Source organism: Patulibacter americanus DSM 16676 (assembly GCF_000420025.1).
Taxonomy (GTDB): domain Bacteria; phylum Actinomycetota; class Thermoleophilia; order Solirubrobacterales; family Solirubrobacteraceae; genus Patulibacter; species Patulibacter americanus.
Genome location: NZ_ATUD01000003.1, coordinates 292253 through 317743 on the forward strand (window position 1 = coordinate 292253; position 25491 = coordinate 317743).

Consider the following 25491-nt stretch of genomic DNA (forward strand, 5'->3'; position numbering starts at 1 on the left):
GGGGCGTGTCCCGGCCCCGCGCCGTCCGTGTACTCATGGACAGCACCAGCTCTTTCCCGCAGCACACCGCAGTACGAGAATCCCAACCCCGGAGAGCCGACCACCGTGTCTACCCCCACCCGTGAAGACGTCGAGAAGCTGGTCCTCAGCTCCCTCGAAGAGCTGGGCGCCGAGTCCGACGCTCTGAGCCCCACCGCGACGTTCGAGGACCTCGACGTCGACTCCCTCGACCTGGCCGAGCTGTCCCAGATCGTCGAGGAGCAGTACGGCGTGAAGCTGCAGGGCGAGGACGTCGCCAAGCTGCGCACCGTCGAGGACGCGGTCAACCTGATCGTGGAGCGCGCCGGCCAGTGACCCGCGCCGCGATCACCGGTGTCGGCGCCGTCACCCCCCTGGGTGTCGGCGTCGACGCGCTGTACTCCGGCTGGACGCAAGGTCGTTCCGGCATCGTCGACGGGCAGGGTGCCTGCCTCGACTTCGAGCCGACGACCGAGCTCTCCCGCAAGGAGGCGCGGCGCGCCGACCGCTCGAGCCAGCTCCTGCTGACGGCGGGCGCCGAGGCGCTCGCCCAGGCCGGATGGGGTGGCCCCGGGGCGGCGGCGACCCTGCCGTACCCCCAGGAGCGGATCGGCACGGTGATCGGCAGCGGCATCGGCGGGTTCATCACCCTCACCGAGAACCACAAGGCCCTGCTCGAGGGACGCCCGGTCTCGCCGCTGGCGATCCCGCTCCTGATGGCGAACGGCCCGACGGGCCAGATCGCCCTGCGTCACGGGCTGCAGGGTCCGAGCTACGGCACGGTCTCCGCCTGCGCCGCCGGCGCGCACGCCATCGCGGCGGGCGTCCGGGAGCTGCGGGCGGGGACGTGCGACGCGGTCGTCGTCGGCGGCACCGAGGCGGCGCTCGTCGACCTCGCCCGCGCCGGCTTCTCCGCCATGGACGCCCTGTCCCCGACGGGTCGGTCGCGCCCGTTCCACAAGGACCGCGACGGCTTCGTCCTCGCCGAGGGCGCCGCCGTCCTCGTGCTCGAGGACGAGGACAAGGCCAAGGCCCGCGGCGCCGAGATCCTCGGCTACGTGCTCGGCGTGGGCTCCTCGCAGGACGCCCACCACCTCACGGCCCCGACGCCCGACGGCTCCGGCGCCTCCCGCGCCGTGAAGCAGGCGCTCCTCGACGCGGGCGTGCCCGCCACCGACGTCGACTACGTCAACGCCCACGGCACCGGCACCCCGCTGAACGACCGCTCGGAGTCCGGCGCCATGGCGATCGCCCTCGGCGACCACCTGCAGGACACCCCCATCTCCAGCCTCAAGTCGGCGATCGGGCACACGCTCGGCGCCGCCGGGGCCATCGAGGCCGTGGCCACCACGCTCGCGCTGCGCGACCGGATCGCGCCGCCGACCCTGGGTCTCGACGATCCCGATCCCGACCTCGCCCTCCGTCACGTCATCGGGGAGCCCACCCCGCTGCGCGAGACGCCGGGCCGCGCGCCCATCGCCCTCTCGACCTCGTTCGGGTTCGGCGGCCACAACGCGTGCATCGTCCTCGGAGGCGTCGCATGACCCCCCGCACCGCATCCGGCTCCCGGCCGTCCCAGGCCGTATCGGCCGTCGCCCACCCGCCCACGCTCCCCGCGGAGGGGGGCGCGCTGACGCCGCTCCAGCGGCTCGAGACGCTCTGCGACCCCGGCTCCCTGCGCCTGCTGCGCACCGCCGTGATCTCGCCGGCGCTCGGCGACCGCGCGCAGGCCGGCGACGGCATCCTCGCCGGCGTCGGCACCGTCGGCGGCCGCCCCGTCGCCTGCTACTCCGAGGACCAGGCGCTGCTCGGCGGCTCCCTCGGCGCCCGCCACGCGGAGACGCTCGTGCGGCTCCTGCAGATGGCCGGCGACGCCGGCATGCCGGTCGTGGGCTTCCTCGCCTCCGCGGGCGCCCGCCTGCAGGAGGGCCTCGAGGCCCTGGCCGGCTACGGCCGCATCTTCGCCGAGCTCACCCGCCTCTCGGGCCAGGTTCCGCTGATCTCCGTCGTCTGCGGCACGTGCGCCGGCGGCGGCGCCTACACGCCGGCGCTGACCGACGTGACGATCATGACCCGCGACGCGAAGATGTTCCTCACGGGCCCGGGCGTCGTGCGCGACGTGACGGGTGAGGACGTCTCGGCCGCCGACCTCGGCGGCCCGGACGTGCAGAAGAAGAACGGCGTCTGCCAGCTCGTCGCGGACGACGACGACGACGCGGTGCGCATCACCCGCGAGCTGCTCGGCTACCTGCCGCAGCGCTCCGGCGAGGAGGCCCCGCGTGCCCGCCCGGTGCCGGCGCCGGCGTTCGACCCCTCCGCGCACGTGCCGTCCGAGCAGCGTCGGCCCTACGACGTCCGCGACGTCGCCCGCGCCGTTGTCGACGGCGGCCGCATCCTCGAGCTCTCCCCGGACTGGGCCGCCAGCGTCGTCACCGCCCTGGCCCGCATCGACGGCCGCACGGTCGGCATCGTCGCGAACCAGCCGAAGGTCATGGCCGGCACCCTCGACGCCGAGTCGGCGCAGAAGGCCGCCCGTTTCGTCCGCTGGTGCCACCTCTTCGGCGTGCCGCTGGCCGTGCTCGTCGACACCCCGGGCTTCATGCCGGGATCGGACCAGGAGGCCGGGGCGGTCATCCGCCACGGCGCCAAGCTCGTCCACGCGTTCGCCGAGGCCGACGTCCTCAAGGTCACGGTCGTCCTGCGCAAGGCCTTCGGCGGCGCGCAGATCGCCATGAACTCCCGCGCGCTGGGCGCCACCCTCGTGCTCGCCTGGCCGACCGCGCTGATCGGCGTCATGGGCGCGGAGCAGGCCGTCGGCATCACCGGCCGCCGCGCGATCGCCGCCGCCGACGACCCCGCCGCGAAGAAGGCCGAGCTCGCCGCGGAGTACGCCGCGGAGCACCTCTCCGCCGAGGGCGCCGCGGCGCTGGGCATCGTCGACGAGGTCATCGACCCGGCCGCGACCCGCGACCGCCTGGTCTGGGCGCTCACCTCCCTGCGTCGCCCCTCGCAGCGCGAGCACCGCGCCCGCAACTTCCCGCTGTAGGTTCCGGACGCGGCCCCCGGCCGCCGTCCGCGTCATCCCGCCCGGCCTCGTGCCGGCGGGCCCTCCGTCTCCGCCGTACCCCCGAACCCGAGGTATCCGCCCGTGACCGTTCCCGTGCCCTCCGACCTGCTGGCCGGCCGTCGGCTCCTGATCACGGGCGTGATCACGAAGGACTCCATCGCCTGGCACGTCGCCGCCCGCGCGCAGCAGGCCGGCGCCGAGGTGCTGCTGACGGGCTTCGGTCGCCCGCGCCGCCTGACGGAGCGCGCGGCGAAGCAGCTGCCCACGCCCGTCGACGTCCTCGAGCTCGACGTGAACAACCCGGACGACCTCGCCGCCGTGGCGAAGGAGATCGACCAGCGCTGGGACGGCCGCCTCGACGGGGTGCTGCACGCCATCGCCTTCGCGCCCTCCGACGCCCTCGGCGGGAACTTCCTCGAGACGCCGCCGGAGAGCGCGAAGATCGCGTTCGAGACCTCGGCGTACTCCCTGAAGGCGCTCGCGGCCGCGCTGCTGCCCGCGCTCTCGAAGTCCGAGCACGGCGGCGCCGTCGTCGGCCTCGACTTCGACGCGCAGGTCGCCTGGCCGATCTACGACTGGATGGGTGTCGCCAAGGCCGCGCTGGAGGCCACCAGCCGCTACCTCGCCCGCTACGCCGGCCCGCACGGCGTGCGCTCGAACCTCGTGTCCGCCGGCCCGCTGGGCACGATCGCCGCGCGCGGCATCCCGGGCTTCTCCGTCCTGGCCGACGGCTGGGACGAGGCGGCCCCGCTGGGCTGGGACGGCGCCGACCCGACGCCGACGGCCGACGCCGTGCTGTTCCTCCTCTCGCCCCTGGCGCGCGCGATCACCGGCGAGATCCTGCACGTCGACGGCGGCGTGCACGCCTCGGGTCCGGTGGCCCCCGGCACGCCCCTCAAGCCGCCCGCGGCGGAGTAGGACCGCGCGGGGAGGCCCGCGCCTCCCCGCCCCTGGAGGCGCGCCGGCCCCCTCGGACGCGCCCCGGACCGGTGGCGCCCCGGTCCGCCCGGCGCCTCCGGCGCCGTCCCGCGCGCGACGGACGGTCGTCCGACGCAGGCGTCTCCGGCCCCGGTCGGTAGCGTGGCCGGCGTGGACCTCGACTTCCCGGGCCTGCTCGTCCACGGCACGCTCGCCCTCGACCTCGTCGGCCTGGCCGTCCGCGTGGCCGCCGTGATCATCGTCCCGGTCAACCGGCGCCCCACGTCGGCGATGGCGTGGCTCATGGCGATCTTCCTCATCCCCTACATCGGGGTGATCGCGTTCCTGCTCATCGGCAACCCCAAGCTGCCGGAACACCGCCGGCGCAAGCAGCGCGAGGTCAACCGGCAGATCCTCGAGCGCACGAAGGGGATGGACGAGGTGCCCGAGGACGACCCCGGTCCGGCGTGGCTCGCCCCGGTCGTGCACATGAACCGCCAGCTCGGCGCGATGCCGATCGTCACCGGCAACGAGGCGCACCTCATCGAGGGCTACTACGAGACCCTGGCGCAGATGACGGCGGCGGTGCGCGCGGCCCGCGAGTACGTCCACTGCGAGTTCTACATCGTGTCCTCGGACCGGGCGACCGCCCCGTTCTTCGCCGCGATGGAGGAGGCCGTGCAGCGCGGGGTCACGGTGCGCGTGCTGTTCGACCACATCGGGTCGCTGCGCGCCCCGCACTACCGCCGCACGCTCCGGCACCTGCGCCGGATCGGCGTGCAGTTCCGGCCGATGCTGCCCGTGCAGCCCTACCGCGGCCGCTACCAGCGCCCCGACCTGCGCAACCACCGCAAGCTGCTCGTCGTCGACGGCGACGTGGCGTTCCTCGGCTCGCTCAACCTCATCGACCGCTCGTACAACAAGCGTTCGAACCGTCGGCGCGGCCTGCAGTGGCAGGAGCTCATGACCCGGCTCGAGGGTCCGATCGTCGGCGGCGTCAACGCCCTCTTCGTGACGGACTGGTACGCCGAGACGGACGAGACGCTGGAGGGCGAGATCGACCCCGTCGACCCCCGTCTGGCCACCACCTCGCTGGAGTGCCAGGTCGTCCCGAGCGGCCCGGGCTTCGACCAGGACAACAACCTCAAGCTCTTCTGCGCGCTGATCTACAACGCGCAGGAGCGCGTGAGCATCACGAGCCCGTACTTCGTCCCGGACGAGTCGCTGCTCGCCGCGGTCACGACGGCGGCGGAGCGGGGGCTCGACGTCGAGCTGTTCGTGTCCGAGATCGGCGACCAGCCCCTCGTCTTCCACGCCCAGCGCAGCTACTACGAGGCGCTGCTGCGCGCGGGCGTGCGGATCTGGCAGTACCCCGCCCCGTTCATCCTCCACGCGAAGCACCTGACGGTCGACGCCGACGTCGCGGTGATCGGCTCGAGCAACATGGACATGCGCTCCTTCGGCCTGAACATGGAGGTCTCGCTCATGGTCTCCGGGTCCTCGTTCTCCGACGAGATGCGGCTCGTCGAGGACCACTACCGCTCTCTCAGCACGGAGCTGACGCTCGAGCGCCACCAGGGTCGCAGCGCCGTCTCGAAGGTCGTCGACAACCTCGCGCGGCTGACCTCGGCCCTCCAGTGAGCGGCCGCCGCGCCGGGTGACCGCCCGCGACCCCGGGTAGGGTTCTCGGCCATGTGCGGGCGCTACACGATCGGATCGAGCACCCCGGGCGAGTTCGACGCGCGCTTCGGCGGCCAGGTCGACGTGAGCGCGCTGCACCGCTACAACGTCGCGCCGACCCAGCCCGTGCCCGTCGTCTCGGGCGGCCCCGACCTCGGCGAGCGCACGACGCGTGACGCCCACTGGGGACTGCTGGCGCCGTGGGCGTCGACGCGCAAGGAGAAGCTCAAGCCGATCAACGCACGCGCCGAGTCGCTGACGGAGAAGAAGCTCTTCGCCCCGCTCCTGGCCGAGGCGACCCACCGCGTCCTCGTGCTCGCCGACGGCTGGTACGAGTGGCTGCGGCCCGAGGACCCCAAGGGCGCCCGCGTGCCGTTCCACCACGTCGTCGACGGCGGTGGCCCCTTCGCCTTCGCGGGGCTTGCGCGCACCGTGAAGGTCCGCGAGGAGGAGGGGGCCGAGCGCAGCCCCCTCCTGACGATGGCGATCGTCACCTGCGCCGCCAACGGCCCCGCGGGGCGCATCCACGACCGCATGCCCGCGGTCCTCGGCGGGCCGGAGGAGGAGGCCGCGTGGCTCTCGCCGGCCGTCGACGCCCAGGAGGCCGCGACCCTCCTGCGCCCCCTCGACGACGGCCGCGTGACCGTCCGCCCCGCCAACCCGCTCGTCAACAACGTGCGCTCCGCCGACGGCCCCTGGCTCCTGGACCCCGACGCCACGCGGGACGCGGACGACGACGAGGCGGACGGCCAGACCGCTCTCCGCCTCGGGGACCCGGGTGCCTGACGCGCTCCGCGGCCGCACGTCGCGGCGGCTGCGGTGGATGACGAAGACCCTCCGCGAGGTCTTCGCGAGCCCGCGCTTCATCGTGCGGCTCATGCACGCGGTGCTCGTCCTCGTGCTGCTGGTCGCCAACTTCGTGGCGGCCGGGATCACGATGCTGCTCGTCGTCTTCGTCGTGCCGGGCCGGGCCACGGAGGCGGCCCGCGAGGCGCTGGGCGACAACGCGTGGTTCCTCCTCGTCTTCCTCGGGGTCGTGATCCCGTGGGTGCTGGTCTGGTCCTGGCGCGCCGCGCGCTCCGTGACCCGCTGGATCGGGGCGGACCGCGACCCGCACGAGCGCGAGATCCGCCAGCTCCTGCGCGCCCCGGTGCGGGTGCTCGTGATGCTCGGCGGCGCCTGGACGGTCGCGGCGATCCTCTTCACCCTCTTCAACGTCTGGCAGTCGGACGCGGGCGGCTCCGTCACCGCGCTGCTCGCCCTGCGCGTCTACCTCGTCACCCAGCTCACGGGCCTGACGATGGCGGCGTTCGGCTACCTCGTGACGGAGCGGCTCCTGCGTCCGGTCGCCGCGATCGCCCTCCAGCAGGGGGGCCTGGACCACAGCGTCCTCCCGGGCATCACCCGCCGCCAGCTCCTGGGCTGGGCGACCGCGACGGGCTCGCCGGTCCTCGGCCTGGTGATCATCGGCATCCTCGCGACGATCGATCGCCAGGGCGTCACGACGGAGCGGCTGGCGCTCGCGATGATCGTCCTGGGCTCCGTCGCGCTGGTCTTCGGCATGGCCGTCGAGCTGCTGGCCGCCCGGGCGGTCGCCGACCCCGTCCGGACGGTGCGCGCGGGCATGACCGACGTCCGCCGGGGCCGCCTGGACGTGCGGATCCCGGTCTACGACGCCAGCGACCTCGGTCGCCTGCAGGACGGCTTCAACCGCATGGCCGCCGACCTCCAGGACCGCGCGCGGCTGCGCGACCTGTTCGGCCGGCACGTGGGGGAGGACGTCGCCCGCGCGGCGCTCCAGCAGGAGGTCCGCCTGGGCGGGGAGGAGCGCGAGGTCTGCGCGCTCTTCGTCGACATCGTCGGCTCCACCACCCTCGCGGCCGAGCGCGGCCCGGACGAGGTCGTCGGCCTGCTCAACCGCTTCTTCGCCGTCGTCGTCGAGACCGTCGCCGACCACGGCGGGTGGGTGAACAAGTTCCAGGGCGACGCGGCGCTCGTCGTCTTCGGCGCCCCCGTCGACCAGCCCGACGCACCGGACCGCGCGCTGCACGCCGCGCGCGTGCTCGGCCGTCGGCTGTGCACCGAGGTGCCGGAGCTGCAGGCGGGCATCGGGGTCTCCGGCGGCGTCGCGGTGGCGGGCTACATCGGCTCGCAGCAGCGGCTGGAGTACACGGTGATCGGCGACCCGATCAACGAGGCCGCCCGCCTGACCGAGGTGGCGAAGGACCTCGACGGCATGGTCGCCGTCGCGGGGCGGCTCGTTCAGCAGGCCTCCGCCGAGGAGCGCGCCCGCTGGAGCCACGACCACCACGAGACGCTGCGTGGTCGTACGGCGTCCACCGACGTCATGGTGCCCACCGCCGCCGACGACGGGTGACCCCGGCCCGCCCGCCGCTGCTCCGGCGGGCGCAACCCGTGCCTGACGTGCTGTCCCGGCGGCGGACGCGTGCGCTCCCCGCCCCGTTAGTGTCGTGCCCGATGACGGGCGCACCAGAGCCGTACCACGGACCCGAAGGCGTCTACGACGAGGCCGTCACGGCCTCGGGCGCGCCCCGGGACCACGTCGAGCGCCTGATGGGTGCGGTGAGCGCCCTGCAACCGGATCAGCTCGCCGCGCTCGGCCGCCGCCGCGACCGGAACTTCATCCAGGCCGGCATCACGTTCGACACGATCGGCCCGGACGGCCAGGCGGTCGACCGGCCGTTCCCGCTCGATCTCGTCCCGCGCGTGATCGACGCCGACGAGTGGTCGATCATCAAGCGCGGGCTCGCCCAGCGCATCCGCGCGCTGAACCAGTTCATCGACGACGTCTACCACGGGCGCGAGATCGTCCGGGCGGGCCTGATCCCGTGGCGGCTCGTCGTCTCACGCTCGCACTTCGCCCGCCAGGTCGACGGCGTGCGGCCCCCCGGCGGCGTCTACACCCACATCGCGGGCCTCGACCTCGTCCGCGACTCCGACGGCACCTGGCGCGTGCTCGAGGACAACGTCCGGACGCCGTCGGGCATCTCCTACGTCCTGGCCAACCGCCAGGCGATGACGCGCCTGGCCCCGCGGCTCTTCTCGGGCTACCGCGTGCGCCCCGTCGACCACTACCCGCAGGTGCTGCTCGAGGCCCTGCGCGCGGTGGCCCCGGCGGACGAGGGCGAGGCCACCGTGGTCGTCTGGACCCCGGGCCCGCTGAACCCCGCGTACTTCGAGCACGCGTTCCTCGCGCACCAGATGGGCGTCGAGCTCGTGCAGGCCTCGGACCTCGTCGTGCGTGGGGACGTCTGCTACATGCGGACGACCCGCGGGCTCGAGCGCGTCCACGCGATCTACCGCCGGCTCGACGACGAGTTCTGCGACCCCCTCGACTTCCGCCCGGACTCCGTCATCGGCGTCCCGGGCCTGCTGCGCGCCTACCGCGCCGGCACCGTCGCGGTGGCCAACGCGTTCGGCACGGGCGTCGCGGACGACAAGGCGATCTACCCCTACGTGCCGGACATGATCCGCTTCTACCTGGGCGAGGAGCCGATCCTGCAGAACGTGCCGACCTACCGCCTCGATCGCCCCGAGGAGCTCGAGCACGTCATGGGCCGCCTGGACGAGCTCGTGGTCAAGCCGACGAGCGAGTCTGGCGGCAAGGGCGTCGTCATCGGCCCGCACGCCACGAAGGCCGAGCTCGACCAGCTGCGCAAGGACGTCCTGGCCAACCCGGCGAAGTGGATCGGCCAGGAGGTCGTGAAGCTCTCCACGGTCCCGACCGTCCAGGACGACGGCCGGCTCTCGCCCCGCCACGTCGACCTGCGGCCCTTCGCGGTCTTCGGCGAGACGATCCGCGTGATCCCGGGCGGCCTGACCCGCGTGGCGATGACGCCGGGCTCCATGCTCGTCAACTCCTCCATGGGCGGCGGTTCCAAGGACACCTGGGTGCTCGAGGGCGACGGCCCGAAGCCGGACCCGGAGGCCGCCGACCAGCCCGCGCAGGGCGAGCGGCTCCTGCCGTCCCTCCCCGAGGTCCGGTGGGACTCCGCCTGGGTCGGCCAGTCGCAACAGCAGCAGCAGGGGTCGGCCCCGGGGGAATCGGCCCCGCCCACCCGGGACATCACCGCAGGAGAGGACGCCTGATGCTCGCCCGCATCGGTCACGAGCTGTTCTGGCTCGGCCGCTACGTCTCCCGCGCGGAGCACACCGCCCGCATGCTCGAGGGCGTCTTCGCCGCCGACCTCCAGGGCCGGCCCGACGACCCCGTCGGCGTCAACCTCTCCTGGGGGCCCGTGATGGCGATCATGGGGGCCGACTGGGACGGCCGCCGGGTCGAGGCCGGCGACGCGCTGCAGCGGCTCATGCTCGAGCCGGGTCAGGACGCCTCCGTCGTCGCCTGCGTCCGTCGCGCCCGCGAGGCCGCCCGCAACCTGCGCGACGTCGTGCCGCAGGACATGTGGGAGGCGATCAACACCCTCTCCCTCGAGCTGCTCTCCGTCACGCCCGACGGGCTGCTGCACGACCCGTCCGTGGCGTTCCGCGCCGTGCGCGAGCGCTGCACCCTCTTCTGGGGGCTCGTGGGCCGCACCATGCTGCGCGACGAGGCGAGTGCGTTCCTCGCGGCCGGCGAGCGGCTCGAGGGCGCCAGCGTCCTGCTGCGCATGCTCCGGGTCGTCCTGCCCGCGGGCGTGGGACTCGGGGACGACGGCGAGAGCGACGGCCAGGCCCACGCGCTCCTGCGCGCGGTGGGCGGCGAGCAGGCGTTCCGCCGCGCGGCGGCCGGCCCGCCGGACACCCCGCACGTAGCGCGGTTCCTGCTCTTCGAGCGGGACTACCCCAACGCCATCGCCGCCCACGTCTCCGCCGTGCACGAGGCGATCTGCCAGGCCGACGTCGCGTCCCGCTCCAGCCCGCCGGTCCTGCGCCTGTCGCGCCTGGCCGCGGACCTCGACTTCCACCGCCGCAGCCTGGCCTTCGCCGACCGCAACGTGCTGGTGGAGCAGGCGGCCGTCGTCCAGAGCGAGCTCGACGCGGTCGACCGCGACATCTCCGAGCGCTACTTCGCCGGCGCCCTCCGACCCACCGCCTTCAGCGTCGCCTAGCGCGACGTCCCCGCGATCCCACTGAGACCGTGCACTTCGGCATCGACTACGTCACCCAGTACCGCTACGACGGCGAGGTGATCGACAACCTCAACGCGCTCCGCGCCCGTCCGGCGACGACCCCCACCCAGCGCTGCGACGAGTTCCACGTGCGCACGGAGCCGGAGACCCGGCTGCACCGCTACGTGGACTACTTCGGCGCGGAGGTCGTGGAGTTCGGCATCGACCGTCCGCACGACCACCTCGCGATCGAGGTGCGGGCGCGCGTCACCACCAGCGCGCCCGACGACCCGCCCGAGGCCCCGTGGGAGGCCCTGACGACCCCGGCGTACGAGATCGCCGCCGGCGAGTTCGTGCTGCCCACCGGCCTCGAGCCCAAGCCGGAGCGGATCCGCGAGCTCGTCGAGACGACCCGTGCCACCTCGCCGCTGGCGACGGTCCGCCTGATGAGCGAGCTCCTGCGCGACCGCTTCGTCTACGACACGGAGACGACGTTCGTCGGCTCGACGATCGACGACCTGCTCGACCAGGGGGGCGGGGTCTGCCAGGACTTCGCCCACCTGGCGACGGTCCTCCTGCGTGCCCACGGGATCGCCGCCCGGTACGTGTCGGGCTACCTGTGGGCGTCTTCGGCGGACGGCGGGGACGACTCCATGGAGGTCGCGACCCACGCGTGGGTCGAGGCGCTGCTCCCGGGCGCGGCGGGACGGGCCGAGCCCGTGTGGGTCGGCGCGGATCCCACGAACGGCGTCCTGGCGGGGGAGACCCACGTCAAGATCGGCCACGGCCGCTTCTACCAGGACGTCCCGCCCGTGCGCGGCGTCTACCGGGGGCAGGCGCGCGCCGAGCCCGAGGTCCGTGTCACGATGACGCGGCTGGATCCGCAGGCCAGCCCGCGCGCCTGAGCGGGCCGAGACCCCGGCGCGAGGCGCCGGGCGACGGTGGGGAGGCGCTTGCGCTATTCTCCCCCGCCGGACCTGCCTCGTGTAGGTCCGTTTCGTCCGGTCCTCCGCAAGGGCCGGGGCCGAAGACCTTTTACCGCATCGCGTACGGGAGCCCAGATGGCCCGCGGAGATGTTCGTGTCGCAGCAACCCTCGCATGCGAGGTGTGCAAGCGCCGCAACTACCAGACCAAGAAGAACAAGCGCAACACGCCCGACCGGCTGACCATCAGCAAGTACTGCCGTTGGTGCCGACAGCACACGTCCCACAAGGAGACGCGGTAGGGCGCTGACCGCTCGACTCGCACGAGACACGCCCTATGGCAACTGAGGAACACGACAACGAGCGCCCGCGCCTGACCGCATCCCCTGCTGGGGCCGGTTCCGGTGGCGGCTCCACGTCGGACGAGCGGGCTGTACAGCCCACGTCCGGTGGCGGCATCCGCCGTCTCCCCGGGTTCTTTCGCGCCTCCTGGGCCGAACTGCAGCGCGTCCGCTGGCCGGACCGCACGCAGGTCGCCCAGGGCACCGGCGTGGTCATCGTGTTCGTGCTGCTCGCCGGGGCGTTCCTCGGCGGGGTGGACGCTGTTGCGTCCCAGCTCGTCGAGCTCGTCATCTAGCTCCCTCCGCAACGGATTTCCATGTATCGCTGGTACGTCGTCAACACCTTCTCCGGCCACGAGGCCAAGGTGAAGCAGAAGCTCGAGCACCGCCTGGTGACTCTCGGGCAGCGGCGTGCCGTGCGCCAGATCGTGGTGCCGACGGAGTCGGTCACCGAGGTCAAGGACAACGTGAAGGTCACGTCCGAGAAGCGGACGATGCCGGGCTACGTGCTCGTGCAGATGGACCTCAACGACGATTCGTGGCAGCTCGTCAAGGGCACGCCCGGCGTCACGGGGTTCGTGGGGGCCGGCGACGAGCCGATCCCGCTCACCCAGGAGGAGATCGACCGTCTCCTCAAGCGCGCCCAGACGCCCACCAAGGCACAGGCGCGCGCACAGTTCACCGTCGGCGAATCCGTCAAGGTCGTCGCCGGCCCGCTTTCCGACTTCTCGGGGGAGATCGCAGAGGTCTCCCCGGACGCCGGCAAGCTCAAGGTTCTTGTGTCCATCTTCGGCCGGGAGACCCCGGTCGAGGTGGGCTTCGATCAAGTGAAGAAGATCTGAGATGGCGAAGAAAGTTCTCACCCAGATCAAGCTGCAGGCCGTAGGCGGCCAGGCCTCTCCGGCCCCGCCGGTCGGTCCCGCGCTTGGTCAGCACGGCCTCAACATCATGGAGTTCTGCAAGGCGTTCAACGCCGCTACGCAGCAGGACGCCGGCACGATCATCCCCGTGGTGATCACGGTCTTCGAGGACCGGACGTTCACGTTCGTCACGAAGAACCCGCCGGCGGCCATCCTGATCAAGCAGGCGATGAACCTGCAGAAGGGGTCGGGGGAGCCGCACATCAACAAGGTCGGCACCCTGACGGCTGATCAGCTCCAGCAGATCGCCGAGAAGAAGATGGCGGATCTGAACGCCAACGACATCGACGCCGCGAAGAAGATCATCGCCGGCACCGCCCGTTCCATGGGCGTGGAGGTAGAGGCCTGATGGCGAAGCACGGCAGGAAGTTCCTCGCGGCCCGCACGAAGGTGGACCGCACGAAGGAGTACGACGCCGCTGAGGCGGTCGCGCTCGTCAAGCAGGTCTCCCGCGCGTCGTTCGACGAGTCCGTCGAGGTGCACATCCGCACCGGGCTGAACGTCCGTCACGCGGACGAGCAGCTGCGCGGCACCATCGCGCTGCCCCACGGCCTCGGCAAGACCGTCACGGTCGCCGTCTTCGCCGCGGGCCCCAAGGCCGCCGAGGCCGAGGCCGCCGGCGCTGACTTCGTCGGCACGGACGACCTGGCCAAGCGCATCGAGGAGGGCTTCTCGGACTTCGACGTCGTCGTCGCGACGCCCGACCAGATGCCGCTCGTCGGTCGCCTCGGTCGCGTCCTCGGCCCGCAGGGCAAGATGCCGAACCCGAAGGTCGGCACCGTGACGATGGATGTCGCGAAGGCCGTCACGGAGTCCAAGGCCGGCAAGGTCGAGTACCGCACCGACCGCACCGCCATCGTGCATCTCACGATCGGCAAGACGTCCTTCCCCGCCGAGCAGCTCGTGGAGAACCTCGCCGCAGTCGTCGAGGAGCTCCACCGGGCGAAGCCCTCGGCCGCCAAGGGTCGCTACATCCGCACCGTGACCGTGGCTTCGACCATGGGCCCCGGCGTGAAGGTCGACCAGGCATCCGCACGTGCAAGCGTCGAGGAGGGTGTGCCGGTCGCGGCCTAGCCGCTCACCACACACCACCTCGTCGCCCCCGAAGACCCCCGGCTGGCCGTCACCCGACGGCCGGAAGCCCGGGACAGGAGGCTCATGAACCGGGAACAGAAGACAGCGGCGATCGCAGAGATCGTCGATCACATCAACGAGGCCGAAGCGGTTCTCGTCGTCGACTACCGTGGCCTCACCGTCACGCAGGCGTCCGAGCTCCGGGGTCACCTCCGGGACAACGACGCCTCCCTCGTCGTCGCGAAGAACACGCTGACGGGTCGCGCGATCACGGAGGTCGGCGAGTCCGCCGAGCCCCTGCGCGACTTCCTCGCCGGTCCGACCGCCCTGACGTACGTCAACGGCGACGTGGCGGCCGCCGCGAAGGCGATCACCACCTTCGCGAAGGCCAACGGCGACCTGCCCACGTTCAAGGGCGGGGTCATGGACGGCAAGCAGCTGTCCTCCGACGAGATCACCTCGATCTCGAAGCTTCCGTCTCGCGACGTCCTGTACGGCCAGCTGGTCGGCATGGTCGCGGCTCCGATCACCGGCCTGGCGCGCAGCCTCGGCGGTCTCATCGGTGGCCTCGCCATCGCCCTCGCCGGCGTGCAGGAGAAGAAGGAGTCGGGAGAGGTTCCGTCGGGCGATGCGCCCGCCGCAGCCGCCCCGACTGAGGACACCTCGGCGCCCGCCGCCGAGGAGCAGGACGGTGCCGCCGAAGGCGACGCCGGCAACGACGAGTCGGGTGCGTCGGCGTAGTTCCGCCGCAGCCCGCTAGACCCACCCGAATCGCACACAGGAGAATTTGATTATGGCTACCACGCAGGAGTGGATTGACGAGCTCAAGAGCATCACGGTGCTCGAGCTGGCCGAGCGCATCAAGGCGCTCGAAGAGGAGTTCGGCGTGTCCGCGACGGCCGTTGCCGCCGCCGCGCCCGCCGGTGGCGGCGACGCCGCCGAGGCCGCCGAGGAGCAGACCGCGTTCGACGTGATCCTCGAGGCCGCCGGCGACAAGAAGATCGGCGTCATCAAGGTCGTCCGCGCCGCCACCGGCCTGGGCCTGAAGGAGGCCAAGGCCGTCGTCGACGAGGCCCCGGGCGCCGTCAAGGAGGGCCTGGACAAGGCCGAGGCCGAGAAGCTCAAGGGCGAGCTCGAAGAGGCTGGCGCCACCGTCACCCTCAAGTAGCACCGCGCAGCCCTCGCGCTGCGCTCCGGTCGCCGCGCCCCTCGGGGCGCGGCACCACAGTTCCCCCGACGCGGCCGCTCTCGAGCGGCCGTTTCGCTTTCCAAGACGGTTCTGCGGCCCCGTCGGTGCGGCCGCTCTCGAGCGGCCGTTTCGCGTTCCTACGCGGGTCTGCGGTCCCGTCGGTGCGGCCGCCCTCGAGCGGCCGTTTCGCGTTTCCACGCGGTTCTGCGGCCCCGTCGGTGCGGCCGCCCTCGAGCGGCCGTTTCGCGTTTCAGGACGGTTCTGCGGCCCCGTCGGCGCGGCCGCTCGGTGGGCGACGCGGGGTCGAGGCCGGGGCCGTCCTGGTGAGCTCGACGGTGCGGCTCGTCGCGAGCCGCGCCCTTGCAAGCGGCGTGTATGCGGGGTACGGTCGCAGGGGACGACCGCGTCACCGACCCAGACCCGCACCTACGCCGGAGCCCCTTCATGGCGATCTCGAAGACCCCCGCACCGCCCTCGCGCAGCAGCCTGCTGCGCCGCATCCGGGCGTTGGAATCGCGTCTCGAGGAGCTCGGCGGCCCCGCCGCCGACCCGGCCGGGCCCGAGGCGCGGGCGGGGCACGAGGACCGGGCGCCGGAGCCCGACCCGGCGGCCGAGATCCAGGAGCTCGTGGCCTGCGGCCGACCGCTCACCGCGGCGCGCCGCTACCGCGAGCTGACGGGCTGCGACGACGCCGAGGCGCGTCGGGCCGTCGAGATTCTGTCGGGCGGCACGGGCGACGACTGCTGATCCGGGGGCCGGGCGGGGGGCCGCCCGTCCGGTCACGACCACACGCCGCGGGGGCGTGCTCTACACTCCGCAGGGTCGACCGATAGTCGCAGCCGTCCACCGATCTGGTCCCGCGCCACATACGCGGGCCTGCGGGCGGGGTCCGTGAGCGTCGACTGCCCTCTCACGGGGGTCTGATTCCCCGTGTGCTAGTTTTCATCTGTTCGTATCCGTGCGTCGGCTGGACCGTCGACGCAGCCCGGGTGCGAATCCTCGCCCGCCACACCGACCCCCCGAGGAGTCGCCTCCCTTGTCCACGGTCAACGCCCTGCGCACGCGTCGCACTTTCGCGCGTCTGGATCAGGTTCTCGACGTCCCCAACCTCATCGACATTCAGCGCCGGTCTTTCGACTGGCTCGTGAATGGCGTCGAGGGTGGGCTCCGAGAGACCATCGACGACATCTCCCCGATCGAGGACTACACGGGCAACCTGGCCGTCGAGTTCGGCGAGCTGGAGTTCGGCGAGGAGACGCACACCCTCGCCGAGTGCAAGGAGAAGGGCCAGACGTACTCGCGCCCGCTCTCCGTCGAGGTCTCCTTCGTCAACCGCGAGACCGGCGAGATCCGCGAGCAGTCCGTCTTCATGGGCGACTTCCCGTGGATGACCGAGCGCGGCACGTTCATCGTCAACGGCACGGAGCGCGTTGTCGTGACGCAGCTCGTCCGTTCGCCGGGCGCCTACCTCATGGAGCCGAAGGACCGCGAGAAGCAGGTCTTCGTCGCGAACCTCATGCCGGCCCGTGGCTCCTGGCTCGAGCTCGAGGTGGACAAGAAGGGCAAGGTCTTCGTCCGCATCGACCGTAAGCGCAAGCTGCCGGTCACGGTCCTGCTGCGGGCCATGGAGTACAACCCGGAGCTCGACGGCGACGTCGAGGAGTCCGACGCCGACGTCGACGCGCTCGACCAGACGCTGCTCGACCGCTTCGAGGGCTCGGCCTACGTCCGCAACACGCTCCTCACGGACACCGAGGCGACGCGCACCAAGAAGGGCGCGCTCATCGAGCTGTTCAAGAAGCAGCGCCCTGGCGAGCCGCCGACGGTCGATGCCGCTTACGCGCTCCTGCAGACGCTGTTCTTCGACCCGAAGCGCTACGACCTCACGCGCGTCGGCCGCTACAAGCTGAACTCGCGGCTCGGTCTCGACATCGACCTCGAGACGCGTCACCTGACGCCGGAGGACATCTATGCCCTCATCGGCGAGCTCATCCGCCTCCCGCGCGAGCTCGGCATCTCGGAGGACGAGGACGTCGAGATCAAGGACTACGCGGCCGAGGCCTCGGCCATGCCGCGCGAGCCCGTCGCCGACCTGCTCGACGAGTACGAGCACTTCGGCAACCGTCGTCTGCGCACGGTCGGCGAGCTGATCCAGGACGCCTTCCGCGTCGGCCTCTACCGCATGGAGCGCGTCGTCCGCGAGCGCCTCACGACGGAGGACGAGGACACGATCACCCCGCAGTCGATCGTGAACATCCGCCCGGTCTCGGCGGCGCTGAAGGAGTTCTTCGGCTCCTCGCAGCTCTCGCAGTTCATGGACCAGAACAACTCGCTGGCCGGCCTGACGCACCGCCGCCGCCTGTCGGCGCTGGGTGCCGGTGGCCTGACCCGCGAGCGCGCGCCGATCGAGGTCCGCGACGTCCACCCGACGCACTACGGCCGCATGTGCCCGATCGAGACCCCGGAGGGCCCGAACATCGGCCTGATCGGCTCGCTCTCGAGCTACGCGCAGGTCTCGGAGCACGGCTTCGTCACGACCCCGTACCGCGTCATCGAGAACGGCAAGGTCACCGGCGAGGTCGTCCACCTGGACGCCACGCAGGAAGAGGTCAACCTCGCGGCCCAGGCCGACGCGCCGATCGGCCCCGACGGCGTGCTCCTCGAGGACGAGGTCCTCTGCCGCACGCAGGCCGGCAAGTACGTCGTCGTGCCGAAGACCGAAGTCACGCTGATGGACGTCTCGCCGCAGCAGATCTGGTCCGTCGCCACGGCGATGATCCCGTTCCTCGAGCACGACGACGCCAACCGCGCGCTCATGGGCTCGAACATGCAGCGCCAGGCCGTCCCGCTGCTCAAGACGGACGCGCCGCGCATCGGCACCGGCATGGAGGCCCGCGCCGCGCAGGACTCCGGCGACGTGGTGCTGGCGAAGAACGCGGGCACGGTCGCCTACGTCGACGCCAAGCGCATCGTCATCGAGCACGCCGAGGGCAAGGACGAGTACCACCTCGAGAAGTTCGAGCGCTCGAACCAGGGCACGCTCATCCACCAGCGCCCGCTGGTGAAGCGCGGCGCCCAGGTCGGTGCCGGCTCGGTCCTGGCCGACGGCTCCTCGACGTCCATGGGCGAGATGGCCCTGGGCAAGAACCTCATGGTCGCCTTCATGTCCTGGGAGGGCTACAACTTCGAGGACGCGATCATCCTCAGCCGCCGTCTGGTCAGCGACGACGAGCTCACCTCGGTGCACATCGAGGAGTACGAGATCGACGCGCGCCAGACGAAGCTCGGCGACGAGGAGATCACCCGCGACATCCCGAACCGCGCGGAGGAGTCCCTGCGCAACCTCGACGACCGCGGCATCGTCCGCGTCGGCGCCGAGGTCGGCTCTGGCGACCTGCTGGTCGGCAAGGTCACGCCGAAGGGCGAGACCGAGCTGACGGCGGAGGAGAAGCTGATCCGCGCCATCTTCAAGGAGAAGGCCCGCGAGGTTCGCGACACCTCCCTGAAGGTCCCGCACGGCGAGGGCGGCGTCGTCATCGACGTCAAGACGTTCCACAAGGACGAGGGCGACGACCTGCCGCCCGGCGTCAACGAGCTCGTGCGCGTCTTCGTCGCGAAGAAGCGCAAGATCTCCGAGGGCGACAAGCTCGCCGGTCGCCACGGCAACAAGGGCGTCATCTCGAAGATCGTCGACATCGAGGACATGCCGTTCCTCGAGGACGGCACCCCCGTCGACGTCATCCTGAACCCGCTGGGCGTGCCGTCGCGCATGAACGTCGGTCAGGTGCTCGAGATCCACCTCGGCTGGGCCGCCGCTCAGGGCTGGTACCCCGACGGCACGCAGGCCTGGGACGAGCGCGACGGCAACAAGGGCGGCGGCGTCTACGTCTCCACCCCGGTCTTCGACGGCGCCACGGTGGCGCAGGTCGACGAGGCGTTGGTCAAGTGGCAGGACAACCACACCGCCAACGGCGGCAAGATCAACATGGACATCGACAAGTCGCGTCCGGACGGCACCCAGGCCAGCGGCAAGTTCACGCTCTACAACGGCCGCACGGGGCAGCCGTTCGACGCGCAGATCACCGTCGGCTACATGTACATCCTGAAGCTGCACCACCTCGTGGACGACAAGATCCACGCCCGTGCGACCGGCCCGTACTCCCTCGTCACCCAGCAGCCGCTGGGCGGCAAGGCGCAGTTCGGTGGCCAGCGCTTCGGCGAGATGGAGGTGTGGGCGCTCGAGGCGTACGGCGCCGCCTACACGCTGCAGGAGATGCTCACCATCAAGTCCGACGACACCGTCGGGCGCGTGAAGGCCTACGAGGCGATCGTCAAGGGCGAGAACATCGCCGAGCCGAGCGTCCCGGAGTCCTTCAAGGTGCTCCTGAAGGAGATGCAGGCGCTCTCCCTCGACGTCCGCGAGATCCACGACGAGGGCGCCGCGGGTGGCGTCGACGACGAGGACGAGCTGCTGCGCGCGGCCGAGGAGCTGGGCATCGACCTGGGCGGCGTTCGCGCCGACCTGGGCGACGAGCCGGCCTCCGACGAGGCGCCCGAGAACAACGAAGCATCCCCCGCGGAGGGCGACGAGCCCATCGCGCCGGTGGATGGGGCCGCTCCGGCGGCCTCGGAGGACGAGGCGTAGGAGCGGCACCGCTCCGGACCCCGCTCCCGCGCTGACGCGCGGGGGCGGGGACCGGGGCCGCCGACCCCCGCCCCGCCAAGCACACGATCAGGGAACTCACCCACCGTGCACGACATCAACACCTTCGACGCCATCGAGATCGGCCTCGCCTCCTCGAAGCAGATCCGCTCCTGGTCCTCGGGAGAGGTCCTGAAGCCCGAGACGATCAACTACCGCACGCTGCGCCCCGAGCGCGACGGCCTCTTCTGCGAGCGCATCTTCGGTCCCACCAAGGACTGGGAGTGCTACTGCGGCAAGTACAAGCGCGTCCGTTACAAGGGCATCATCTGCGAGAAGTGCGGCGTCGAGGTGACCCGCTCCAAGGTCCGCCGTGAGCGCATGGGTCACATCGACCTCGCCGCGCCGGTCTCGCACATCTGGTTCTTCAAGGGCGTCCCGAGCCGCATCGGCTATCTCCTCGACATGGCTCCGAAGGAGCTCGAGAAGATCCTGTACTTCGCCGCGTCGATCATCACGTGGGTCGACCAGGAGGCCCGCTGGCGCGACCTCCCCGAGCTCGAGGTCCAGGTCCAGGAGGACCTCGACCAGAGCTCCGCCCTCGAGAAGGACGAGCTCTCCGGTCTGCAGAACTCGCTCGAGGTCCGCGCGAAGTACCTGCAGGACGGCTCCCAGGACGGCTTCGCCGACGACGACTTCCTGTGGTCGGAGTCGCTCGACATCACGGTCGCCAAGCTGACGGACGACGAGCGCAAGAAGCTGCTCGCCGACACGAAGAAGCAGCTCACGGCCGAGATCGACGACCTCCGCTCGCACTACGAGGAGTCCCGCGCCCGCCTGCGCGAGGTCTGGAAGCTCTTCGCGAACAAGCTCGAGCCGAGCGACGACCCGCCCAACGAGGGCGAGGAGTGGCCCCTCACGGCCTTCACCGACAAGGCCATCGAGAAGGACGACCTCGTCCCGCAGACGGTCATCGCGGACGAGACGTTCTTCCGCGAGCTGAAGATGCGCTTCGGCTCGGTCTACGGGTACGGCGAGTACTTCGGCGGCGGCATGGGCGCGGAGTACATCCGCGAGCTCATGTTCATCAAGCCGGAGTACGACCGCGAGGCCCCGCGTCGCGACGTCGACCCGGAGCGCCTGGCCGGCCAGGACCTCGACATCCGCGATCAGCCGGGCTTCTGCCTGAAGCACGAGCGCGAGGATCTCGAGGACCTCGTCAAGAACGGCAAGGGCCAGAAGCAGCAGCGCGCCGTGAAGCGCCTGAAGGTCCTCTCGGCGTTCTACGACCCCGAGAACCCGCCGTACTACTCGCAGGTCAACAAGCCCGAGATGATGGTCCTGGACGCCGTCCCGGTCATCCCGCCCGACCTGCGCCCGATGGTGCAGCTGGACGGCGGCCGCTTCGCGACGTCCGACCTGAACGACCTGTACCGCCGGGTCATCAACCGCAACAACCGCCTCAAGCGGCTCCTCGACCTCGGCGCGCCCGAGATCATCGTGAACAACGAGAAGCGCATGCTTCAGGAGTCCGTCGACGCGCTCTTCGACAACGGCCGTCGTGGTCGCCCGGTCACGGGCCCCGGCAACCGTCCGCTGAAGTCGCTCTCCGACATGCTCAAGGGCAAGCAGGGCCGGTTCCGTCAGAACCTGCTCGGCAAGCGCGTCGACTACTCCGGCCGTTCCGTGATCGTGTCGGGCCCGTCGCTGCGCCTGCACCAGTGCGGCCTGCCGAAGCTGATGGCGCTCGAGCTGTTCAAGCCGTTCATCATGGCGCAGCTCGTCGAGCGCAAGGACGCGCAGAACATCAAGGCCGCCAAGCGCCTCGTCGACGAGTCGCGCGAGGAGGTCTGGGACGTCCTGGAGCAGGTCATCCAGGAGCACCCGGTGCTGCTCAACCGCGCGCCGACGCTCCACCGCCTCGGCATCCAGGCGTTCGAGCCGGTCCTCATCGAGGGCAAGGCCATCCGCGTCCACCCGCTCGTCTGCGCGGCGTTCAACGCCGACTTCGACGGCGACCAGATGGCCGTGCACGTCCCGCTGTCCGCCGAGGCCCAGGCCGAGGCGCGACTGCTGATGCTGTCGTCCAACAACATCCTGTCGCCGTCGAACGGGCAGCCGCTCGCCACGCCGTCGCAGGACATGGTCATCGGCGGCTACTACGTGACCCTGGGCGACGAGCCCGAGGTCCTGGCCGAGAAGCACAAGGCCCTGTACGACGGCAGCTGGCCGGAGGACGAGCCCAAGCCGCGCGTGTTCCGCACGGCCTCCGAGGCCACGCTCGCCGACCAGCACGGCGGCGCGAAGCTGCACGACCTGGTCGAGTACCGCGCGGTCGGCCGGGCGCCGGTCCTGACCACGCTGGGTCGCGTCATCTACAACGACCGCATCGAGCGGGCGCTGATGGAGACGCTCGGCGACGAGTACGACCCCTCGATGTACGTCTTCATCAACCAGTCGATGCGGAAGAAGGACACCTCCCGCTTCATCGACCAGCTGGTGCAGATCTACGGCCCGTCCACGATCGCGACCGTCCTGGACGCGTTCAAGGACCTCGGGTTCGAGTTCGCGACGCGCGCCGGCGTGACGATCTCCAAGAACGACGTGGTGATCCCGCCGAACAAGGGCGAGATCATCAAGAAGTACGAGGACATCGTCGCCGGGATCGAGGAGCAGTACGAGGACGGCCTCATCACGGAGTACGAGCGCCACGAGCTCATCGTGAACAAGTGGAACGAGGCGACGGAGGAAGTCGCCACGGCCATGGAGAAGAACTTCCCGCCGCGGAACCCCATCTACATGATGGCCAACTCCGGTGCGCGTGGTTCGCTCAAGCAGATCCGCCAGCTGGCGGGTATGCGAGGCCTGATGTCGAACCCGAAGGGTGAGATCATCGAGCGGCCGATCAAGGCCAACTTCATGGAGGGCCTCGACGTCCTCGAGTACTTCATCTCCACCCACGGCGCGCGCAAGGGTCTGGCCGACACCGCCCTGCGTACCGCCGACTCGGGGTACCTGACGCGTCGTCTCGTCGACGTCTCGCAGGACGTGATCATCCGTGAGCACGACTGCGGCACCGAGGGCTACATCGAGATGCCCGTGTACAACGAGGTGCACGAGCTCAACCCGAACCTCGCGGGCCGCGTCACGGCGAAGGACGTCGTCATCGGTGGCGAGGTCCTGGTCCCGAAGGGCGAGGAGATCGACAACGTCCGCGTCCTGCGGATCACGGAGATGGGCCCCGCGGAGGAGCGTCCGACGGTCGCCGTCCGCACGGTCCACAAGTGCGAGGCCCTGACCGGCATCTGCCAGGCGTGCTACGGCCGCTCGATGGCGTCGGGTCAGCTCGCCGAGATCGGTGACGCGGTCGGCATCGTCGCCGCGCAGTCCATCGGTGAGCCGGGCACCCAGCTCACCATGCGCACGTTCCACACCGGCGGCGTCGCCGGCGCGGACATCACGCACGGTCTGCCGCGTGTCGTGGAGCTGTTCGAGGCCCGCAAGCCGAAGGGCCTGGCGAAGATCGCCGAGCACGACGGCGTCGTCGCGGTCGAGAGCACCGACAAGGCGCTGACGGTCGTCATCACCGACGCCGCCGGCGACGAGCACCGCTACACGTTCCCGCGCCGTACGCGCCTCTTCGTCGAGGACGGCCAGCGCGTGAAGACCGGTGAGCAGCTCAACGAGGGCTCCCTCTACCCGCACGAGCTCCTGGACCTCCAGGGCCGCACGGCGACCGAGGTGTACCTCGTCAAGGAGGTGCAGTCGGTCTACAAGTCGCAGGGCGTGGACATCAACGACAAGCACATCGAGCTGATCGTGCGCCAGATGCTCAAGCGCGTCCGCGTGGAGCAGAAGGGCGACACGGACTTCCTGCCCGGCCAGTTCGTCGACCGGAACGAGTTCTTCCGCGTCAACGAGCAGATCGAGCAGAACGGTGGGGAGAAGGCGACGTTCGAGGAGGTCATCCTCGGCATCACCAAGGCGTCCCTGAACACGGACTCCTTCCTCTCGGCCGCCTCCTTCCAGGAGACGACGAAGGTGCTCACCGACGCGGCGCTGGAGGGCAAGCGGGACGACCTGCTGGGCCTGAAGGAGAACGTCATCATCGGCAAGCTGATCCCGGCCGCGACGGGCCTCCGGCACTACCGTCGCATCGAGATCGAGCCGACCGAGCCGCTCCCGCACGGCGGCGACGTCGCGCTGCTCGACGGCGACGAGCTCCTGGGCGACCTGGGCCTCGAGGGTGGCCAGCCGTACGGCGACGACCTCTCGCAGGACCTGCGTGACCTCGAGCAGCTCGGCGGCGCCCAGGGCGACCTCGCCGACGAGCTCATCGAGCTCGACGTGCCCTCGCCCGAGGGTGACGGCCGGGCCTGATCCCGGACACCGTGGCCCGCCCCTCCGGGGGCGGCGCCACGACCGCCCGCCGCGCGTCCCGCGCGGCGGACCACGACGCCCCGGCCCTCGGCCGGGGCGTCGTGCGTTCCGGGCGCGTCGGTGCGGCCCCACCAGTGCGGCAAGGTGAGCGGCGGAGGCGTCCTGCCCCGGTTCGCGGCCCCCACGCGGGGTATCGGAGGACGGAAGGACCGCGCAGGATCCGTGCCGGAACGGACGAGTCTCAGGGGAACCGGAGCTCGACCTTATGTCCGGCCGTTACGGTTCACGCTCGAACGACCGATGAAGGGGGAGACCGCGCACCCGCGGCCGCCCCCCACGCTCACCGCCTCACCTGATGCTCCAGCTCGGAATCGTCTTCGCCCTCCTCAGCGCCCTGGCCGCCAACCTCGGGTTCCTCTACAAGCACCGTGGTGCGAACGAGGCCCCGGCGGTCGACGTACGCCATCCCATCCGCACGGGCCTGGGGCTCTGGAAGAGCCGCTGGTTCGCCGCCGGCATGCTCGTCGGCGCCGTCGGCTGGGTGTTCCACACGGCGGCGATCGCGATCGCGCCGATGTCGGTGGTGCAGGTCGTGCTGGCCGGCGGCATCGTCCTCGTCGCGGTGCTCGCCGACCGCGTCTTCGGCATCAGCGTGGGCCGCAGGCAGTGGGCGGGCCTCGTCCTGACCGGCGTGGGCCTCGCGATGCTCGTGGTCGCCATGCCGGCGGCCGACGACGCGCACAGCAACTTCCGGGTCGCGGCGCTCGCGGCCTTCGAGGGCGTCCTGCTCACCTTCGGGGTGCTCCTGATCCTCGGCGGCCAGCACGAGCGCGGCGCCCACCTGCGCGGACCGCTGATGGGGGCCGCGGCCGGCGTGCTGTTCGGGGTCTGCAACGTGGCGGTGAAGGCCACCACGGGCGTCGTGGCCGCCGGCGGCTCGGTCTTCACGCCGTGGATCTTCATCGCCATGTGCGCGTCCGTGCTGGCGTACTACATCTCCGCGCGATCGCTCCAGGAGGGCGGCGCCGTCGAGGTGATCGCCATCACGGCCACCGGCGCCAACATCGTCGGGATCCTCGGCGGGTTCGTCGTCTTCGGCGACCCGCTCGCCCGCGACACCCTCGGCCTCGTCGTCCAGTCCGTCGCCTTCGTGATGATCGTCCTCGCCGCGGCCCTGCTGCCGGCCCCGCGCGCCGCTTCGGCGCCGGTGCCGACGCCCGCCCACGCGAGCTGACGCAGGCGGCCGCCCGGCCGTCGACCACCGGCCGT

21 protein-coding genes are annotated in these 25491 nt (G+C 71.4%); all 21 read left to right on the top strand.

The genetic code is table 11. The features are described 5' to 3' along the window. Positions 1 to 105: 105 nt before the first annotated feature. The 21 genes from F593_RS0107800 to F593_RS0107900 all read left to right on the top strand — a co-directional run bounded on the left by F593_RS0107800 (position 106) and on the right by F593_RS0107900 (position 25456). Positions 106 to 354, top strand: a complete 249-nt coding sequence (locus F593_RS0107800; RefSeq protein ID WP_022928197.1) for an acyl carrier protein — start codon at positions 106 to 108, stop codon at positions 352 to 354. Continuing rightward, a complete protein-coding gene (locus tag F593_RS0107805) occupies positions 351 to 1562 on the top strand; it encodes a beta-ketoacyl-[acyl-carrier-protein] synthase family protein (RefSeq protein WP_022928198.1) in 1212 nt (403 codons plus the stop codon). Before F593_RS0107800 ends, F593_RS0107805 begins: the two co-directional genes overlap by 4 nt. Further along, on the top strand, positions 1559 to 3064 hold the full coding sequence (locus tag F593_RS23410) for an acyl-CoA carboxylase subunit beta (protein WP_022928199.1): 1506 nt from the start codon (positions 1559 to 1561) through the stop codon (positions 3062 to 3064). Before F593_RS0107805 ends, F593_RS23410 begins: the two co-directional genes overlap by 4 nt. A 102-nt stretch (positions 3065 to 3166) precedes the next feature. Further along, positions 3167 to 4003 (top strand): enoyl-ACP reductase FabI, encoded by an 837-nt coding sequence (fabI, locus tag F593_RS23415; RefSeq protein ID WP_245540788.1) that lies wholly within the window; start codon positions 3167 to 3169, stop codon positions 4001 to 4003. A gap of 171 nt (positions 4004 to 4174) precedes the next feature. Further along, positions 4175 to 5644, top strand: coding sequence for a cardiolipin synthase (cls, locus tag F593_RS0107820; RefSeq protein ID WP_022928201.1), 1470 nt, complete (start codon positions 4175 to 4177; stop codon positions 5642 to 5644). A 51-nt stretch (positions 5645 to 5695) separates the two neighbouring features. Beyond that, positions 5696 to 6469, top strand: coding sequence for an SOS response-associated peptidase (locus F593_RS23420; RefSeq protein WP_022928202.1), 774 nt, complete (start codon positions 5696 to 5698; stop codon positions 6467 to 6469). Positions 6470 to 6506: 37 nt separating this feature from the next. Then, on the top strand, positions 6507 to 8060 hold the full coding sequence (locus F593_RS23425) for an adenylate/guanylate cyclase domain-containing protein (protein ID WP_157251658.1): 1554 nt from the start codon (positions 6507 to 6509) through the stop codon (positions 8058 to 8060). 101 nt (positions 8061 to 8161) lie between these two features. Continuing rightward, a complete protein-coding gene (locus F593_RS23430; RefSeq protein WP_022928204.1) occupies positions 8162 to 9793 on the top strand; it encodes a circularly permuted type 2 ATP-grasp protein in 1632 nt (543 codons plus the stop codon). Beyond that, a complete protein-coding gene (locus tag F593_RS0107840; RefSeq protein WP_022928205.1) occupies positions 9793 to 10752 on the top strand; it encodes an alpha-E domain-containing protein in 960 nt (319 codons plus the stop codon). Before F593_RS23430 ends, F593_RS0107840 begins: the two co-directional genes overlap by 1 nt. A gap of 29 nt (positions 10753 to 10781) precedes the next feature. Then, positions 10782 to 11657, top strand: coding sequence for a transglutaminase family protein (locus F593_RS0107845; protein WP_022928206.1), 876 nt, complete (start codon positions 10782 to 10784; stop codon positions 11655 to 11657). Between the two features lie 156 nt (positions 11658 to 11813). Beyond that, positions 11814 to 11978, top strand: coding sequence for a 50S ribosomal protein L33 (gene rpmG, locus F593_RS29205; RefSeq protein ID WP_084629682.1), 165 nt, complete (start codon positions 11814 to 11816; stop codon positions 11976 to 11978). Between the two features lie 35 nt (positions 11979 to 12013). Further along, the gene (gene secE / locus F593_RS29210) at positions 12014 to 12313 is read left to right on the top strand and encodes a preprotein translocase subunit SecE (RefSeq protein ID WP_022928208.1); all 300 of its coding nucleotides are present in this window, start codon (positions 12014 to 12016) and stop codon (positions 12311 to 12313) included. 21 nt (positions 12314 to 12334) lie between these two features. Continuing rightward, positions 12335 to 12859, top strand: a complete 525-nt coding sequence (nusG, locus tag F593_RS0107860; protein WP_022928209.1) for a transcription termination/antitermination protein NusG — start codon at positions 12335 to 12337, stop codon at positions 12857 to 12859. 1 nt (position 12860) lies between these two features. After that, positions 12861 to 13286 (top strand): 50S ribosomal protein L11, encoded by a 426-nt coding sequence (gene rplK / locus F593_RS0107865; protein WP_022928210.1) that lies wholly within the window; start codon positions 12861 to 12863, stop codon positions 13284 to 13286. After that, on the top strand, positions 13286 to 14011 hold the full coding sequence (gene rplA / locus F593_RS0107870) for a 50S ribosomal protein L1 (protein ID WP_022928211.1): 726 nt from the start codon (positions 13286 to 13288) through the stop codon (positions 14009 to 14011). The genes rplK and rplA overlap by 1 nt, the downstream gene beginning before the upstream one ends. A gap of 84 nt (positions 14012 to 14095) precedes the next feature. Continuing rightward, positions 14096 to 14752, top strand: coding sequence for a 50S ribosomal protein L10 (gene rplJ / locus F593_RS0107875; protein ID WP_022928212.1), 657 nt, complete (start codon positions 14096 to 14098; stop codon positions 14750 to 14752). A 52-nt stretch (positions 14753 to 14804) separates the two neighbouring features. Then, positions 14805 to 15179 (top strand): 50S ribosomal protein L7/L12, encoded by a 375-nt coding sequence (rplL, locus tag F593_RS0107880; RefSeq protein WP_022928213.1) that lies wholly within the window; start codon positions 14805 to 14807, stop codon positions 15177 to 15179. 465 nt (positions 15180 to 15644) lie between these two features. Next, a complete protein-coding gene (locus tag F593_RS0107885) occupies positions 15645 to 15947 on the top strand; it encodes a hypothetical protein (protein ID WP_022928214.1) in 303 nt (100 codons plus the stop codon). Positions 15948 to 16236: 289 nt separating this feature from the next. Next, on the top strand, positions 16237 to 19845 hold the full coding sequence (gene rpoB, locus F593_RS23440) for a DNA-directed RNA polymerase subunit beta (RefSeq protein WP_022928215.1): 3609 nt from the start codon (positions 16237 to 16239) through the stop codon (positions 19843 to 19845). Positions 19846 to 19950: 105 nt separating this feature from the next. Beyond that, a complete protein-coding gene (gene rpoC, locus F593_RS0107895; protein ID WP_022928216.1) occupies positions 19951 to 24222 on the top strand; it encodes a DNA-directed RNA polymerase subunit beta' in 4272 nt (1423 codons plus the stop codon). Positions 24223 to 24577: 355 nt separating this feature from the next. Further along, positions 24578 to 25456: a DMT family transporter gene (locus F593_RS0107900; protein ID WP_022928217.1), complete on the top strand. Its 879-nt coding sequence runs from the start codon at positions 24578 to 24580 to the stop codon at positions 25454 to 25456. Positions 25457 to 25491: the final 35 nt, after the last annotated feature.

Coding starts and splice junctions, on each gene's coding strand:
- secE (WP_022928208.1), top strand. CDS start 12,014: ATGGCAACTGAGGAACACGACAACGAGCGCCCGCGCCTGACCGCATCC.
- F593_RS23410 (WP_022928199.1), top strand. CDS start 1,559: ATGACCCCCCGCACCGCATCCGGCTCCCGGCCGTCCCAGGCCGTATCG.
- rplL (WP_022928213.1), top strand. CDS start 14,805: ATGGCTACCACGCAGGAGTGGATTGACGAGCTCAAGAGCATCACGGTG.
- nusG (WP_022928209.1), top strand. CDS start 12,335: ATGTATCGCTGGTACGTCGTCAACACCTTCTCCGGCCACGAGGCCAAG.
- rplK (WP_022928210.1), top strand. CDS start 12,861: ATGGCGAAGAAAGTTCTCACCCAGATCAAGCTGCAGGCCGTAGGCGGC.
- F593_RS0107900 (WP_022928217.1), top strand. CDS start 24,578: ATGCTCCAGCTCGGAATCGTCTTCGCCCTCCTCAGCGCCCTGGCCGCC.
- F593_RS23420 (WP_022928202.1), top strand. CDS start 5,696: ATGTGCGGGCGCTACACGATCGGATCGAGCACCCCGGGCGAGTTCGAC.
- F593_RS0107885 (WP_022928214.1), top strand. CDS start 15,645: ATGGCGATCTCGAAGACCCCCGCACCGCCCTCGCGCAGCAGCCTGCTG.
- rplA (WP_022928211.1), top strand. CDS start 13,286: ATGGCGAAGCACGGCAGGAAGTTCCTCGCGGCCCGCACGAAGGTGGAC.
- F593_RS23425 (WP_157251658.1), top strand. CDS start 6,507: ATGACGAAGACCCTCCGCGAGGTCTTCGCGAGCCCGCGCTTCATCGTG.
- F593_RS23430 (WP_022928204.1), top strand. CDS start 8,162: ATGACGGGCGCACCAGAGCCGTACCACGGACCCGAAGGCGTCTACGAC.
- rpmG (WP_084629682.1), top strand. CDS start 11,814: ATGGCCCGCGGAGATGTTCGTGTCGCAGCAACCCTCGCATGCGAGGTG.
- rplJ (WP_022928212.1), top strand. CDS start 14,096: ATGAACCGGGAACAGAAGACAGCGGCGATCGCAGAGATCGTCGATCAC.
- F593_RS0107840 (WP_022928205.1), top strand. CDS start 9,793: ATGCTCGCCCGCATCGGTCACGAGCTGTTCTGGCTCGGCCGCTACGTC.